The 15191-nt window shown below is 66.8% G+C and carries 13 protein-coding genes; 8 read left to right on the forward strand and 5 right to left on the reverse strand.

What is annotated here, in order from left to right; translation table 11 throughout:
• The first annotated feature begins 358 nt into the window (after positions 1-358).
• Complete coding sequence (locus EZ242_RS02045) at positions 359-775, forward strand: hypothetical protein (RefSeq protein ID WP_135283435.1); 417 nt, start codon at positions 359-361, stop codon at positions 773-775.
• Between the two features lie 251 nt (positions 776-1026).
• Here EZ242_RS02045 and EZ242_RS02050 read toward each other — a convergent pair whose 3' ends face one another.
• The 3 genes from EZ242_RS02050 to EZ242_RS22315 form a co-directional block, all read right to left on the reverse strand.
• Positions 1027-2361: a glycosyltransferase gene (locus EZ242_RS02050; RefSeq protein WP_167784609.1), complete on the reverse strand. Its 1335-nt coding sequence runs from the start codon at positions 2359-2361 to the stop codon at positions 1027-1029.
• A 225-nt stretch (positions 2362-2586) separates the two neighbouring features.
• The gene (locus EZ242_RS22310) at positions 2587-2856 is read right to left on the reverse strand and encodes a hypothetical protein (RefSeq protein WP_240786950.1); all 270 of its coding nucleotides are present in this window, start codon (positions 2854-2856) and stop codon (positions 2587-2589) included.
• An 18-nt stretch (positions 2857-2874) separates the two neighbouring features.
• Positions 2875-3162, reverse strand: a complete 288-nt coding sequence (locus tag EZ242_RS22315; protein WP_240786951.1) for a hypothetical protein — start codon at positions 3160-3162, stop codon at positions 2875-2877.
• A gap of 580 nt (positions 3163-3742) precedes the next feature.
• On the opposite strand from EZ242_RS22315, the gene EZ242_RS02060 reads away from it, so the two are divergent.
• Entirely contained in the window at positions 3743-4654 is a 912-nt protein-coding gene (locus tag EZ242_RS02060; protein ID WP_135283437.1) for a quinone oxidoreductase family protein, read from the forward strand.
• Positions 4655-4663: 9 nt separating this feature from the next.
• Here the strand turns inward: EZ242_RS02060 and EZ242_RS02065 are convergent, their stop codons facing one another.
• Positions 4664-5455, reverse strand: a complete 792-nt coding sequence (locus EZ242_RS02065; protein WP_135283438.1) for an aspartate/glutamate racemase family protein — start codon at positions 5453-5455, stop codon at positions 4664-4666.
• Positions 5456-5553: 98 nt separating this feature from the next.
• Between EZ242_RS02065 and dctP the strand changes: the two genes are divergently transcribed.
• The 3 genes from dctP to EZ242_RS02080 are packed head-to-tail and all read left to right on the forward strand — an operon-like array spanning position 5554 to position 8379.
• A complete protein-coding gene (gene dctP, locus EZ242_RS02070) occupies positions 5554-6540 on the forward strand; it encodes a TRAP transporter substrate-binding protein DctP (RefSeq protein WP_167784610.1) in 987 nt (328 codons plus the stop codon).
• A 16-nt stretch (positions 6541-6556) separates the two neighbouring features.
• Positions 6557-7069: a TRAP transporter small permease gene (locus tag EZ242_RS02075; RefSeq protein WP_135283440.1), complete on the forward strand. Its 513-nt coding sequence runs from the start codon at positions 6557-6559 to the stop codon at positions 7067-7069.
• Positions 7069-8379 carry a TRAP transporter large permease gene (locus EZ242_RS02080; protein WP_135283441.1) on the forward strand — a complete coding sequence of 437 codons (1311 nt, stop codon included), beginning with the start codon at positions 7069-7071 and terminating at the stop codon, positions 8377-8379. Before EZ242_RS02075 ends, EZ242_RS02080 begins: the two co-directional genes overlap by 1 nt.
• A gap of 150 nt (positions 8380-8529) precedes the next feature.
• Here EZ242_RS02080 and EZ242_RS02085 read toward each other — a convergent pair whose 3' ends face one another.
• Positions 8530-8730: a hypothetical protein gene (locus tag EZ242_RS02085; RefSeq protein ID WP_135283442.1), complete on the reverse strand. Its 201-nt coding sequence runs from the start codon at positions 8728-8730 to the stop codon at positions 8530-8532.
• Positions 8731-9074: 344 nt separating this feature from the next.
• On the opposite strand from EZ242_RS02085, the gene EZ242_RS22320 reads away from it, so the two are divergent.
• From EZ242_RS22320 to EZ242_RS22505, 3 genes are all read left to right on the forward strand, one after another.
• The gene (locus EZ242_RS22320; protein ID WP_240786952.1) at positions 9075-10715 is read left to right on the forward strand and encodes a response regulator transcription factor; all 1641 of its coding nucleotides are present in this window, start codon (positions 9075-9077) and stop codon (positions 10713-10715) included.
• A gap of 100 nt (positions 10716-10815) precedes the next feature.
• A complete protein-coding gene (locus EZ242_RS02095) occupies positions 10816-11637 on the forward strand; it encodes a methyltransferase domain-containing protein (RefSeq protein WP_167784611.1) in 822 nt (273 codons plus the stop codon).
• A gap of 898 nt (positions 11638-12535) precedes the next feature.
• Entirely contained in the window at positions 12536-15130 is a 2595-nt protein-coding gene (locus EZ242_RS22505; protein ID WP_135283445.1) for an AAA family ATPase, read from the forward strand.
• Positions 15131-15191 lie beyond the last annotated feature (61 nt).

Below are 15191 nucleotides of genomic sequence, written 5' to 3' on the forward strand. Positions count from 1 at the left end.
CGTGGGCGGGGCGGCCGAGGCTGCATCGGATCCGATCACGCTCTCCCCTGCGTCGCCACCGCCACCGCAGGCCGCCAGCGATCCGGAAACGATCAAGATCAATGCGCGCTTGAGTTCGTGGGACACGACCGTCTCCTTGTTCGTCGCAGAGCATGCGCAGTGCATCCAGGATTCGAATGTCGGACGCTTCAGGGACTGGAGCAATAGTGCAAATGAGTGAGGATCCGGACGCGCTGCCACGGCGTGACGTCGTGTTCTCGTCCTAGGACAAAGCGCACCCGCGCAGCAGGACTTTCCATCCCTTGTGTTGGCGGCCGTTCGCTGCCCGAATACTGTGAGACCGCAAGGAGATTCCGGCATGCGTCACGTCACCATCATGAAGGTCGCGGCGGCCGTCGCGTTCCTGTTCGGCATTGCGCTCCTGCTGACGCCAAATGGGCTGATGGCGGTGTACGGCGCCGAGCCGATGAACACCTCAGGCGTCTACAACAGCATGCTGTATGGCGCATTGCTGATCGGCGTGGCGACCTCGAATTGGCTCGCCAGTGCGCTGGCCTACGAAGGCCGGCTTCCCATCGTGCTCGGAACGCTCATTGCGTCCTTGGCTGGCCTTGCGGTTGCGCTGATTCGTGTGCTCACGATCCCCGACATGCCACCCATGTCTTGGCTCAACGTCATCATCTTTGCGGCTTACTGCGCGGCATATGGTGTCTTGCTGGGATCCGGCTCTACGGAGGGAGCGAGCCGTGAGAGGGCTCCCGGCCAAGTTCATTGACTCCGCGAGGTCGCCGACGTCGTTCGCTACGGGACGTTGCGCTGGCGGACCCCACACCGGCAGAGACGCCATCGCGCTACAGCTTCGACGGCGGCCCACGCCCTCTGCGGCCTAGGCTTTGGGGGCAGCTTTCGGCCAGAAGCGGAACTCCCAGACTGTCTGCTTCGAGGCCCGGGCGGCCATCGGCCCGGTGATCCGCGAGCCGGCATCCGGCCGACGCACTGAACGAAGGGCGAAGACCTGCTCGCCGGCTAGCCGGTGACAAGCGCGACGGCGGTGTCGAGGCCGTCTCCGCCTTTCACGCGCTCGGCGAGGCGTACCGCCGCCGCCTTCCACGCGCTCTCGCCCGGCGCGAGCATTTTCGGGAGGATCTCCTCCGTGATGCGCGCGAGCGATTGCGCGCCGGCGAGGTTCGGGTACATCAGCGACTCGATGGGGACGCCGATGCCGAGCTTGCCGGCTGTCTCCGCGACGCTCTCCTGATCGCCGAACACCGGCCAGACGAGCACCGGAACTCCCGCAAGCACCGTCTCATGGAAGGTGTTCGCGCCGCCGTGCATGAGCATGACGTCGACGAGGCCATGAGCGAAGAGAAGCGGCTGAGGGACGAATGACATCGCGATGACGCGATCCCGCGTGTCTTTCCCGAGCGTGGCCTCGTCCACGCCGAAGTCCTCCGGCTGCCCGACCGTGGTCGACGCTATGACGACCGCGCCGGCGCCCAGGGCGGCCCGCGCCACGCTGGAATAGAGATGCTTCAGCGCATGACTATAGGGCGGCCCCCTGCGCAGCGCGACCTTCGTCACGATGGTGCCGACCGAGAGAAGCACCACGCGAGCACCGCTCTCGCGTGCCGCGCGAAGCCGGTTTACGAGCGCCTGATGCTCATGTGGGGCGGAGCCGAGATCGTCCACCGACGGCAGCGCATCAACGTGCGCGCCGACGAGGCGCACGTAGTCGGGCGGATCGAGGCACAGATCCTTCGAGGAGAAACCCAGTACCTCCACGGAAGGATCGTCGGGAATGAGGCCGGCTCGAAGCGGCCGGTCGAGCCCGCTGACGTCGGCGTGGCGCGAACGGAGGTCTGCGAGCTCCCTTTGCACGGCCGGGTCTGACGCCCCCACGTCGAGCGACGGCGCGCTGAGTGACGAAGGAAATGAGCTGACGACCGTCTTGATCCGATCAATCCCGAGCTTGCGCATCGCGACGTACGCCCAGAGGGCGAAGTAGTCGTTCACGCCGGCGACCACGGTGCGTCCAGCGACGGCGACTGCGATCGCGTTCGCGGCGCCCTCGGCCACGTCGTTCGCACGGGCGAGCGCGCGCAGATAGACCGACGTAGCGCTCGCCGTCGGAAACGCGTCGTTGCGTGCGAAGGGAGCGACCGCGTCGACGTCGACGAAGGTGACGCCCATCTGTGCGAAGGGCTCTTTCCAGTCCGATGCGGGTTCGCTCGCATCGCCGCTGATGGCCCAGACCACGTCGAAGCCGCGTGCGACGAGCCGCGCCGCCAGCGGCATCAGCGGACGAACATGACCCACCGCCATTGGCGAGCCGAAAACCACGACCTTCGCCCTTTTCACCATGGACCCATTGTGCATAGGAATCGTAAACCGTCAGGCAATGACTAGCATGCGTGCCAGGCTGCCGCTACCTCTGGCTGAAGTGGCGAATCCGGGCTTCTTGACGAGACCTCCCTCGAAGGACTTGGCCCGTAATTAAGCGACCGCTCCGGGGCGACGAGCTCACGGCCGGGATATCGGCTTTGGGTCGGGAGCGGACCTTTGCCGTGAACAACAGGAGTGCTGCAGTCAGTAGGTCGGCTCTGTACGCGCGTCGTTCAGAACGCCAGCATCCGTGAACGCAAGTTGCAGCGCACGGTGGCCCAAAGCAATCTGGCGTTCCCTCGCAAGGGTTGCAATGCCCGGGAGCATCCGGTCTGCGGCGATCAGAACATCACCCGCTCGGTCGCTTGCGATCTTCTCTGGATGACAAGCTAGAAACCAAAGCTGGAACACCTGGAACTCCACCGGCGACCTGCCGCGCATGCGGATGTAGTCCTCCACGGCCAAGAACAGCACTGGGTCGACCTTGGGCGCTTAGAAATCCTCGAGCACGGCATCCGGATCGCGGTCAGCGTGCTTGAAGAAGTTGCGGAAGGGGGAGTTGATGTAGTCGCGCTTTAAGTCCTTCCCCGCTGTGAGGTGCCCGCGGGTTTGCGTCGACGCACTTGTGACACGAGCACGTGTGCACAAGACATCGATGACTTCCCATGCATTCGCGGCAAGCGAAAACACCGAGATCGGATCAGCGCCATCGAAGAAAAGTCTGATCGCTGTGGCGAGCTGCCGGCTCGCAACATCGAACTTGGTGAGGGGAGTCGTCATCCCAACAATATACGGCTGGGCTTTCGAACCCTACGGCTGCTTCCGGCCAGGAGCGGCCGAACGATCCACAAGACCTCCTATCTTTCGCGTGCTTGTCGGGGAAGGCGCGCCGGCTCCTGGCGTGCAAGTCTGCCCAGTTGACGTTCAGTGTCGAATGCCAAACTTCGACCGCGCCCCTGTACATGCCAGCGCGCGGAACCTCGGAGCGGAGGCGCCCTGTAGCGGGAGATCACATGTCCGCTCGAGGGCCGGCCTCTGACAGCCAAGCGGTCAACCGCGCGCCGGTCGACTCTGATGCAGCCAGGCGAGCACAAACGCGCGCCCCTGTCCGGGGAAGACTTCGTCGAGATACTGAGAAATGGCTGAAGACTCCGAGAGCGCGGTTACAAGGGAAGATTACTCATGTGCACTATGCAGGCTGCAACACACGCGAAAGTCATGTTCCGGCCCGGCGGCAAGGCACATTTCGGACTGAGACTTGTTGATCTTCTATCGGGAGGGCTTCGTCGCCCTGCCGGCTTCAGAATCGGCCCCCACGGCCTCGCGCGCGCGGCGGCCGGTTACATGAAACGGAATGTCCATGAAAGCACTGCGTGTCCACGCCTGGGGCCAGCGGCCCGTGTGGGAAGACCTCGAGCCGCCCCTGCGCACGCCGGGCCACTCGCTGGTGCGGCTGAAGGCCGCGAGCGTCGGGCACATCGACGCCACCGTCTGGGGCGGCCGGTTTCCGCTGCGGCCCAGCCTGCCTTATGTGCCCGGGACGGAAGCCTCGGGCACTGTGCTGGAGAGCGAGCGATTCCGGCCCGGCACGCGCGTATGGCTGCGCGGCGGCGGCCTTGGGACGCGGCGCGACGGCACCTGGCGCGAGATTGTTGAGGCGCATGACGAGAGCATGGGCGAGTTGCCCGAGGGGGTGTCGTTCGAAACCGGGGCGGCGTTCTTCTCGCCTGCCACCTCCGCCTGGTGCGCGCTGCACGAGCTCGGCGGCTGGGCGCCCGCCCAGGAGGTGCTGGTCACGGGTGCGAGCGGGGCCGTCGGTTCGCTGGCCTGCCAGCTCGCGCGGCTGGCCGGGGCCCGCGTGCGCGCGGTGATGGGGCCGCGGTCGACGCGGCCCGAGGGCGTGGAATGCGTCGGGCTCGACGAGCTCCAGCCGCAGGCGTCGCTCCTGATCGACACCGTGGGCGGCGAGGTGCTTCCGGCGGCGCTCAAGGGCGTGGCGCCCGGCGGGCGCGCGGTGCTGGTGGGCTACACCGCCGGCACGCAGCTCACGCTGGACCTGCCGCGGCTCATGCTGGCCGATGTGGCGCTGCTACCCTTGAACATGGTGCGCCGGGAGGAGATCGCGCGCCAGCGCGCGCCGGATCTGCTGGCGCGGCTGGCGAGCGGCGCGCTCAGGCTCACGGTTGAGACCCTGCCACTCGCCGCGGGCGGCGCGGTGCTGGAGCAGCTGGCCCAGCGGCGCGGGCGCGGGCGCGCCGTGCTCGTGGCCTGAGGGGCGCGCCTAGCGGTGGTCCAGGAACTCGCGCAGCGTCTGGTCCGAGGGGAGGGCGAAGCCGGACTGCGGCAGCCGGCTCGGCCCGAGTCCTTCCAGCCGGCGCAACTTCACGGCCATCTCGGCGCACTTGATCACCACCGTGCAGCCGTTGACGACGGGCGCGCCGTCAACGTTGGCGCCCTGCTCGGCGCCGAACAGCATCATCGGGATGCCGCCGGTGGGCACGATGACATCGGCCCCCGCGTCGATCAGCACCCGCGCCTCACGCTGGAAAACCTGCCAGAGCGCGGCCTTCCGCTCGGGTGAGCGGAAGGCTTCCATCCAGTCGGCGATGGACGCGTCCACGGCGCGCACGCCGACCACGCGTTCCTTGAGGCCGTAGCGGGCGAGCTGGTCCCAGTGGGTGGCTACGAAGCCCTGATTGATGCACAGCAGCCCCAGCCGGCGGCCCAAGGTGCAGGCATGCAGCAGCGTGCTCTCGCCCAGGCCCAGCACCGGAATTCCCACCGCGGCGCGGGCCTCGAACAGGCCAACGTCCTGGAAGTGGTTCATGTAGAACGCCGCGTAGCCCTCGCGCTCGGCCCGCACCGCGCCGCGGATCACCTCGTGCGCGAAGCGGAACTCGGACAGCGCGTGCACCGTGGTGACCGAGGGCGTGATGGTGTGGAAGTCGACCTCGAAGTCCGGGTCGGTGCAGGCCTTCAGGTGCGGCAGCAACTTCGACAGGTACGGGGCGTGACCCTCATGGTCGGTTGCTCCCTGGGCCCAGATGCGATGACGTGCAGGCGCGCTGTCCATGGTGTCTCCTCTCGTTTTCCCGGATGAATATACCCTTTGAACCTGGAATGTTCAGGATTAAAGTGATTCGTGCAGTTCACTTCCAGGAGCGCGTTTCCATGATTGCTCGTTTGTTCGCCCGGCGCTGCCTTGCCGGCGTGGTGCTCGGTGGCGCCGCGTTCCTGGCCCAGGCGCAGGAGGCGGTGATCAACGCCGTCCACTTCACGCCGGCGCAGAACGGCTACGCCAAGAGCTTCCTGAAGTACGTGGACCTGGTGAACACCCGCGGCAAGGGCGTGGTGCGCATCCAGGTGCGGGGGGGGCCCGAGGTCATGCCCGTGATGCAGCTGGGCGAGGCGCAGAAGAACGGCCTCATCGACATGCTGGACGCGCCGCCCGGGTTCTACCTGAACCTGATTCCCGAGGGGGAGGTCTTCTCCGCCACCCGCAAGAAGCCCTGGGAGCTTCGCGAGAACGGCGGCTTCGCCCTCATCGACCGGATCTTTGGCGAGAAGGGCAACGCCAAGATCCTCGCCCACGTGGACGCCGGCACGGGCTTCCATGTGTTCACCGTGGACGAGCCCGCGCGCACGGCCGACGGCGGCGTGGACTGGAGCAAGCTCAAGGTGCGCAGCGCTCCGCTGTACCGCGACTTCCTGGACGCCCTCGGAGCCACGCCGGTGGTGCAGCCCCCGGGCGAGACCTACACCTCCCTGGAGCGCGGCCTCGTCAATGCCAATGCCTACACGGTTCTAGGCTACTCCAGCTTCGGCTGGGACAAGTTCACCAAGCACCGCATCGACCCGTCCTTCCTGCAGGCCGACGTGCTCATCACGATGAACAAGCGCAAGTGGGACAGCCTCTCGCCCCAGGCGCAGAAGATCCTGCAGGACACCGCCATCGAGTACGAGCGCGCGAGCTACGACGCCAACCTGGCCGGGACCAAGGCCGAGGGCGAGGCCATGATCGGCAAGGGCATGAAGGTCGTGACGCTCTCCGGCGAGGCCCGCAAGCGCTACGAGGACGCCGCCAGCCGCGTCACCTGGGAGCGCATGAACAAGCGCGACCCGAGCAACGTACCCGCGCTCAAGGCCAAGTTCGACTGACGCGCCCGCCGCCCCGGTGAACCTCGTCTTCCGTTTCACCGGGCTGGCCGCCGACGCGCTCGCCCGGCTGGCCGTGCTGCTGCTCGGCGCACTGGTGCTGATCGTGAGCGCCGACGTTGGCGTGCGGGCGGCGGGCCTGCGGCCCCTGGCCTGGGTGCCGCAGGTGGCCGAATCCATCCTGCTCTACGCCACGTTCCTGCCCATGGCGGCCCTGGTGCGTGAAAAGGGCCACGTGTTCGTGGAGTTCCTGCGGGCACCGCTGCCCGCGTGGGCACAGCGGGCCCTAGAACGGTTCGTTTACCTCGCCTGCATCGCCATCAGTACGTGGCTCGGCTGGATCGGCTGGCAGCACCTGGCCGAGTCGGTGCGCACTGGCGCCTTCGTCACCGGCACCTACGACATGCCGCGCTGGGTGGTGTTCCTGCCCATGGTGCTGGGCTTCGGCCTGTCCGCGCTCGAATGGCTGCGGATGCTGCTCGGGCACGACTCGCTGTACCGCGCCGACGCCCAGGCGCGCGGGGGCTACTGATGTCATGGGAGCTGCCGCTGGCCCTGATGGTGGGCCTCATCCTGCTGGCCATGGGCATCGGGCTGCCGGTCGCCTTCGCGTTCTTCCTCACCAATATCGTCTGCATCTACCTGTTCTTCGGCGGGCTGGTCGGCGTCTCGCAAATGGTGGCCAACTTCCCGAGCGCGGTCGCGGTTTACGCGCTCACGCCGATGCCGCTGTTCCTCATCATGGGGAGCCTCTTCTTCCGCTCGGGCCTAGCGGCGGGTGTGTTCGGCGCCATCGACCTGTGCATCGGCAACCTGCGCGCACGCCTGTCGTACCTGGTGGTGCTGGCGGGGGCCGTCTTCGCGGCCCTTTCGGGCTCGAGCCTGGCGAACACGGCCATGATGGGGACGGCCATGGTGCCGGACATGCTGCGCCGTGGCTACAAGCCGCACATGGCCTACGGCCCGGTGCTCGGGGCCGGCGGGCTCGCCGTCATCATCCCGCCCTCGGCGCTCGCGGTGCTGATCGGGTCCCTCGCGCAGGTCAACGTGGGCGCGCTGCTGGTCGCCGGCGCGATTCCCGGCCTGCTGCTCGCGCTGTCGTACATGCTGCTGATCACGCTGCAGGCGCGCCTGGACCCGCAGGCTGCGCCGCATTACGATGCGCCGCGAAGCACCTTGCGCGAGAAGCTGCTCGCGATTGCGCGCAACGTGGTGCCCATGGGCGTGATCGTCTTCCTGGTGGTGGGCACCATCCTGCTGGGTATCGCCTCCCCCACCGAGTCGGCGGCGCTGGGATGCCTTGGCGTGGTCAGCCTGCTGCTGGCGTACCGCCGCTTCCGCTGGGCGATCGTGTGGGACAGCCTCCGGGACGCAATGAAGGTCACCGGCATGACCTTCCTCATCATCTCCGCCTCCAGCACCTACGCGCAGGTGCTGGCCTTTACCGGCGCCAGCGCCGGTTTTATCCAGTGGGCACTGTCCTTCGATCTGTCCCCGTACGCGGTCCTGATCGCCATCGCCGGCGTAGTGCTGGTGCTGGGCATGTTTATGGACCAGGTCTCGATGATGCTGGTCACGCTGCCCATCTTCCTGCCGCTGGCGACCAGCCTGCAGATGGATCTGGTCTGGTTCTGCCTCATTCTGCTGCTGCTGTTCGAGGTGGGCTTCACCACGCCGCCGTTCGGGCTGCTGCTGTTCATCATGCTGGGAATCGCGCCCCCGGGAACGAGCCTGCGCACGGTGGCCATGGCGGCGCTGCCCTACATCGGCTGCGCGCTGTTGGTGATTGCGCTGGTGATCGCCTTTCCGCAGCTGGCACTCTGGCTGCCGCGCATGCTCTGAGGTCGCCCGCGCCGCTGGGTTCCAAGCCCGGCGTTTGCCGGGTTCAACCAGCAGCAATCGCTCCGACCGATTCACCGCGCAATTGTTCGGCACCTGCTCGGCCAATTTTCCATCGACGCGTCCGCTGCTGGGCCAAGAGCAGCCGTCGACTCAGGTTGCTGGAAGTGCGAGGCCGCTTGCGCCAGTAGCCCTGCGACGCAAGGAAAAGCACAGTGACCAGGCACCACGAAAGAAGGCTTCGCCGCGCGCAATCGCGCGATCGAGAATGTTCCGCTGCTGTTCGACGCGAAGCTGCCAGGACGTGTCTAGCGTCTGCTTCTGCTCGGGCGCATCGCCGGTGCTGAACGCCATAGCAATGACAGCTCTCACGCGTGGACCTGGGAACGTCTCAAACACCTCAGCGAGGGCCTGAGCGAGCCAATTACGCAGCGCACCGCAGCCCGCGACCGGAATCGCACCTGCAGTGACTCGTCGATGGTGGCACCCTGGCGCCGGCTGCCTTCCAGCCCGCGGTTGATCCCCTGGGACGTGTACCTCGCGATCATCGCCGTCACCGTGTGGGTCCTGCAGGACCCACCGCGCGTCGGGGTGAGCCATCGCTGGGTTATTAGTGCTGCTCTGCTTTCGGTGTTGGGCTCGCAGCGATGCGGCGCCAACGGCGGCGATGGCGCCAAAGGGGGCATACTGGCGCGAAGATGGCCACCTCGATCGAGCTTGGCAGGCAGGCTTTCCTGCGCCGGGAATGGAAGGAGGCGTTTCGACAGCTGAAGGCTGGCGACGCCGAATCTCCATTGGAGCCTGCAGACCTCGAGCGCCTGGCACAGGCGGCGTACCTCATCGGCCGGGACGCTGACGCGACGGCGCTCTTCATGCGTGCGCACTACGTCTCGATGGACGCAGGCGCGCCCGAGCGGGCGGCGCGTTGGGCGTTCTGGCTGAGTTTAAATGCCCTGCTTGGCGGCGATATCGCGCAGAGCACCGGCTGGCTTGCACGGATCCAGCGGATTGTCGGAACGTGCCCCGATTGCGCCGAGCAGGGGTACGTCGACGTGCTGTCCGGCTTGGCGCAGTTGGGCCAAGGACATGCAGAGAACGCATGCGCGATCTTCGGGCATGCCATTTCTCGGGCCGTTCGGTTCAAGGCCCCGGACCTGATGGCGATGAGCCTCCTCGGCCAAGGACAGGCTCTGATCCAGATCGGGCGAGCCGCCGACGGCGTGCCGCGGCTTGACGAGGCGATGGTCACCGTCGCTGCCGGCGAGGTGTCCGCCATGGCCGCAGGCATTGTCTACTGTGCAGTGATTCTGACCTGCCAGCGCCTGTTCGATCTGCGCCGTTGCAAGGAGTGGACGCGAGCGCTGGACGAATGGTGCGCCGAGCAGCCTGACCTCGTGCCCTATCGAGGAGAGTGCCTCGTCCACCGCTCCGAAATCCTGCAACTGGAAGGGGAGTGGTCCGCCGCCATGACAGAAGCACAGCGCGCGGTCGAGTTGTTCGCGACGCGACGCGGCCCGGTCTCTGGGCGCGCGTACTACCAGCTGGCCGAGCTCCATCGCCTGCGGGGAAAGTTTTCGCTCGCTGAGGAGATGTACGGAGAGGCGGGTCGCCGCGGAACCGAGCCACAGCCTGGCCTGTCCCTGCTACGCCTGGCGCAGCGGGACTTCGACGTAGCTAAGGCCGCCATCAGCCGGGTGACACGCGAGGCGAGCCATGGCCACGGGATACGCGGTGCGGCCACGCGCCCCCTCGTGCTCCACGCCTGTGTGGAAATCATGATCGCAACCGGGGATGTCGAGGCGGCCAGGCAGGCTGCCGTCGAGCTTGAATCGATCGCTGCAGACGTGGGTGCCTTGGTTCTTCACGCGTGGTCCGGCAAGGCCACCGGAACTGTACTTCTGGCTCAAGATGACGCGCAGGCTGCACTTGCCGTCCTCCGCGATGCCTGGCAGCAGTGGCAGGAGCTCGACTCCATCTATGAATCGGCCGAGGTTCGCGTGCTGATTGGACGCGCTTGCCTCGCTCTGGGCGACGAGGACACTGCGCACAGTCACTTCGAAGCGGCAGCGCGGACCTTCGAGCGGCTAGGCGCCACGCCCGCTCTGGCCGAGGTCGGCAAGTTCGCCAGTGCCGGTGCCGCGCCGAGCCACCTTCTCAGTCGTCGGGAGCTCGAGGTGCTCAGGCTCGTGGCGAAGGGCCAGTCCAACCGTGAAATCGCCGCTCGGCTGTTCATCAGTGAGCACACCGTCGCCAGGCACCTGAGCAGCATCCTGGGAAAGCTGGGAGTCGCATCGCGCACGGCGGCCAGTGCTTTCGCGTTCGAGCATGGGCTCATCTGATGGCCGATTGGTCAATTCGAACCATCGGCAACTGCACCACATTGGCTCCTATGGAGGATGCGGCCTGCCCGCCTCGTCTCTAGTCTGGAACTCCGACTGTTTGAAGGAGATCATCATGACAAACGAGCGAACGCTCGAGCAGGCCTACGTTGGCACCGCGGCCGAAAACTACGAACGGTATTTCGTGCCAAGCATTGCGGCTCCGCTGGCCGCAGATCTCATCGAGGTCAGTACCCCCAGGGCCGGAGAGCGTGCTCTCGACGTGGCGTGCGGTACCGGTGTTGTGACGAGGCTTGCAGCGCAGCGGGTGGGCGCCGAAGGCTCGGTCGTTGGTCTGGACGTCAATCCAGGCATGTTGGCCGTGGCGCGTTCGGTGACGCCGAAGCTTGCGATCGATTGGCGCGAGGGCAGCGCCGAAGCAATTCCGTTCCCCGATGCCACGTTTGACGTTGTGTTGTGCCAGATGGGACTCCAGTTCGTTCCGAACAAGCTCGGCGCATTGCGGGAAATGCGGCGGGTCCTTGCCCGCGCCGGCCGGCTCGTACTCAATCTGCCCGGGCCGACGCCGCCCTTGTTCGACGTGTTGGCGGATGCGCTCGGCCGGCATATCGACGCACGAGCGTCCTCGTTTGTCCACATCGTGTTTTCGCTGAGCGATGAGCAGGAGCTGCGCGAGCTGATGCAGGGTGCCGGCTTCCACCATGTCGAGGTGCACAGGACCACGACCAAGCTCGGCTTGCCACCCATCAGGGACTTCCTGTGGCAGTACGTGTTCAGCACGCCTCTCGCCGATGTGGTTGCGAAAGCTAACGAGGCCAGCCGCTGCGCCCTGGAGCGGGAGATCGCCGACCGGTGGCAGGAATTCGCACCCGATGGGAGCCTGACCTGCGAGGTGGGCATCTCGACGGTGAGCGGCCGTTAGCGGTTTACCGCGGGTGCGCAGCTGGGAGATCGGCAATCGCCCCCGCGCCAGAATGCGGTTCATGACGACGTGAGCCCTGTGTCATTTGCCCTCAGGAGCGCCTCTTGCAAGGGACTGCAGATCGCCGCCTGCGCGCACGTCCCGCGTCCGACCCGCAGCAGGAGCTGGGGCAGGCCTGCTGCCCCAGCTCCTGCCGCTCGGCGCAACGCGGGGCGCATGCGGGCACCTCTGTCGGCTGCCTTGAGTAGGCCGAGGTCAGGCCGCCCACGGTCATGGTCATTTACGAACTCCTGAAGCGGCAGCCCTTGGCAAGGTGCCGTCATGTGGCGTTGCGCCGGTGAGCGTCCTCGCATGAGAGGCCGGTGACGTCGATCAGCGTGTCTCTGCAATGCGCGGGCCGGCTTGGACGCCCACCGGCCCGCCGCCCTTTCGGAGTGACCAGCCGGTCCGTGTGACGGGTGTTCCGAATGTCACCAAACCCGCCGGCACGCCGCCGCGCACGCAACGCTTACGCGTGCAGCCAGCCGCTGGGCATGGCTGGCGGCGTGCAGCAATGCAAGCGGACTCTAGTGCTTCGGCTTGAGACGCTGACTGTCCGGCCGGTGGTCGACTTCGCCTGAGGACGGAAGGGCCGGGATCCGCCGGTGGGTTTGGGGCGACCCATATCGCCCTGGCGCTAACGAACGGCGCCCTTGTGGCGGGCACATAGTGCCTGCCTCCGGTCCATGCTTGTGTCTGCTCCCCAGGAGCGGTCTCGGCCGCATAGCTGGCAACGGACGTCAGCTGCTGGGCTGTGCGATGGGGCTGAAGCCGAATGCGTGCCGCGCTGCGCTAGGCGCAGGTGTGTCGACAAGCTGCCGAGCCGGTGGATTGAACTCTCGAATAAACTGCTGCGACCATGGCGAACTTGCTCGAACGGGAGCATGCGATTGCCGGACTCGAGGCAGCGCGGGCTCGCGCGCGAGACGGCGCAGGGTCGACGGTGCTTGTGTTAGGAGAAGCTGGCATCGGCAAGACGGCGTTGCTGGACGATTTCGTGCGTCGCCATCGTGGGATCGTCCTGTGGGGCGGCTGTGAGGCGCTCACGACGCCCCGACCGCTCGGCCCGCTCTATGACTTCGCCGACGCAGCGGGCAGCCGGCTCCGCGCGGTGCTGGGCGGTTCCGACCGCGGTGCAATGTTCGCGTCGGTGCTCGACGAAGCGGCCAGTGGCGAGTGGCCCGGAGTCATCGTCATAGATGACGTGCACTGGGCGGACGACGCCACGTTCGATTTCATCAGGTTTGCAGGCCGGCGAATTCACCGGCGGAGGGCCTTGCTACTGCTCAGCAGTCGGTACGACGAGCCGTCGTGGCGCAAGGTGAGAGCCATGCTGGCGGACCTTCCTGCGGCGCACGTGTTACGGATAGAACTGACCCCGCTCTCCTTGGAGGCCGTCAGCCGGTGGTCCAATCAGGCGGAGGCTGACGCGCGACGGCTGCACGCCGTCACAAACGGCAACCCGTTCTTCGTCGCGGAGCTGCTGCGCCATAGAGCCTCGCAGGCGCTTCCGGCCAGCGTGCAGGACGCCGTGCTCGGCAAGGTGTTCAGACTACCCGGGAGCGCCAGGGAGTTCATAGAACTGGTGGCCATCTTTCCGCGACATGTGGAGCTTGCCTTCCTTGAGCGCCTGCGGCCTACGTGTGGTTCCGACCTCGATAGTTGCATTTCGGCGGGGCTGCTGTTGAGGAATGGTCCGACGGTTCGATTTCGACATGAGCTGGCGCGAACCGCGATCGAATGCGACCTGCCCGAGGCGCTGGCGGTCTCCCTGCACGAGGAGGTGCTTGCTGCGCTTGAACAAGAAGACCCGGATTCCACGCTCGTGGCCCAACTCGCGCACCACGCAGGGCGAGCGCGGAACCTGGCGGCCGTGCTGCGCTGGTGCCCTCTGGCGGCGCGCCAAGCCGCGGCGCGCGGAGCGAACCGGGAAGCGGCCTCGCATGCCAGGGCCGCGCTCGCGCACGGCGAACAGCTGACGGCAACGGGTCGTGCTGAGCTCCTGCGTTGCCTGGCGGCAGCTTGTTTCGAGCTCAGCGAACTCGACGAGGCCGCCCGCGCTTATCGTGAAGCGGCGGCCATATTCGAGCGCCAGGGCGACCAGGCAGCCCGTGCGGCATGCCTCGCCGAACTTGCGATGCCACTGGTGCGCGCGCTTCGCAATGCCGAAGCCGATTCGTCGTGTCGCGAGGCGCTCGCGGTGGCGGCCGAGTGCGGGAACCAGGCTGTACAAGCGCGCGCATTCGCGATCGCGTCGTACCTGCACATGCTCAACCGGGACCATGAGCAGGCCGTCGCTGCCGGCAGGCAGGCGCTGGCACTTGCGCGCATGGACGATGACGTGCTTCAAGCGCAGGCCTACAAGACGGTCGGGAGCGCGACGATCTTCTCCGACTACGATGCAGGCTGCTTGCTCATCGAACGCAGCATGGAAATTGCCCGTGCCCTCGATGACGGCGGTGTCGCGCTTGTCGACGCCTACCTCATGATCGGCACGGCATCGGGCGAGCTGCACCGTTTCGAGAACGCGGAGCGGTGGATCGACGAGGGACTTGCTTGCGCCCGCACGCACGACCTGGACAGGCTGGCGAATTACCTGGAGGCATGGCGCGCCATCTGCCATGTCTATCGCGGCGAGTGGGATCAAGCGGGTCCGCTCGCGTTGCGGGTCCTCGCACGCGAGCCCCATGGATCGACCAGTCGCGTGATGGCCCTGGTCGCCCTCGGGCGCCTGCGCACCCGGCGCGGTGATCCGGGCGCATCGGACGCGCTGGACGAGGCGCTGGAACTGGCGCAGCGCTCGGGCACGTTGCAGCGGCTCGCTCCCGTGCGGGCGGCGCGTGCCGAGGCTGCATGGCTGGTTGGCGACGATGTTCGGGCGGCTGCCGAAGCCGCATCAGTGCATACGCTGGCCGTGGCGAAGGGGCACACCTGGTTCAGCGGCGAGCTGGCTTACTGGGCCTGGCGCGCGGGGCGTGCAGAGGTGAGCAGCAGCGGCATGACACCGTTCGACTTGCAGGTGGTCGGGGACTGGCGGCAAGCTGCGGCCGTGTGGCAGACGATGGGCTGCCCCTACGAGCATGCCAGAAGTCTTTCCGAGGGTGACGCACCGGCGCGGCGCCGTGCGCTGCGAATGCTGGACGCAATGGGCGCGCATCCCTTGGCGCAGCGGCTGCGCCGCCAGATGCGGACCGAAGGAGTCCCCGCTGTGCCTCGAGGGCCGCTGGCCACCACCCGAGCGCATCCGGCGGGGCTCACCCGTCGCGAAGTCGAAGTGCTGGCGCTGCTTGCCCAACAGCTGACGACGCCCGAGATCGCCTCCAGACTGTCGAGGTCCCACCGAACAGTGGACCACCACGTTGAATCCCTATGCGCCAAGCTCGGCGTGCGCGGACGTGCCGAGGCCGTGCGAGCCGCGCGGCGGCTCCAGTTGACGCCCCCCCTAAATAGGTAGGCCCGGCCCGAAATCTGGGTGAAGAGTGCCCTCGCCGCGTGGGTGGGGCGTTTCTAGGATG

The sequence above is a fragment of the Ramlibacter rhizophilus genome (genome assembly GCF_004681965.1).
Classification (GTDB): domain Bacteria; phylum Pseudomonadota; class Gammaproteobacteria; order Burkholderiales; family Burkholderiaceae_C; genus Ramlibacter; species Ramlibacter rhizophilus.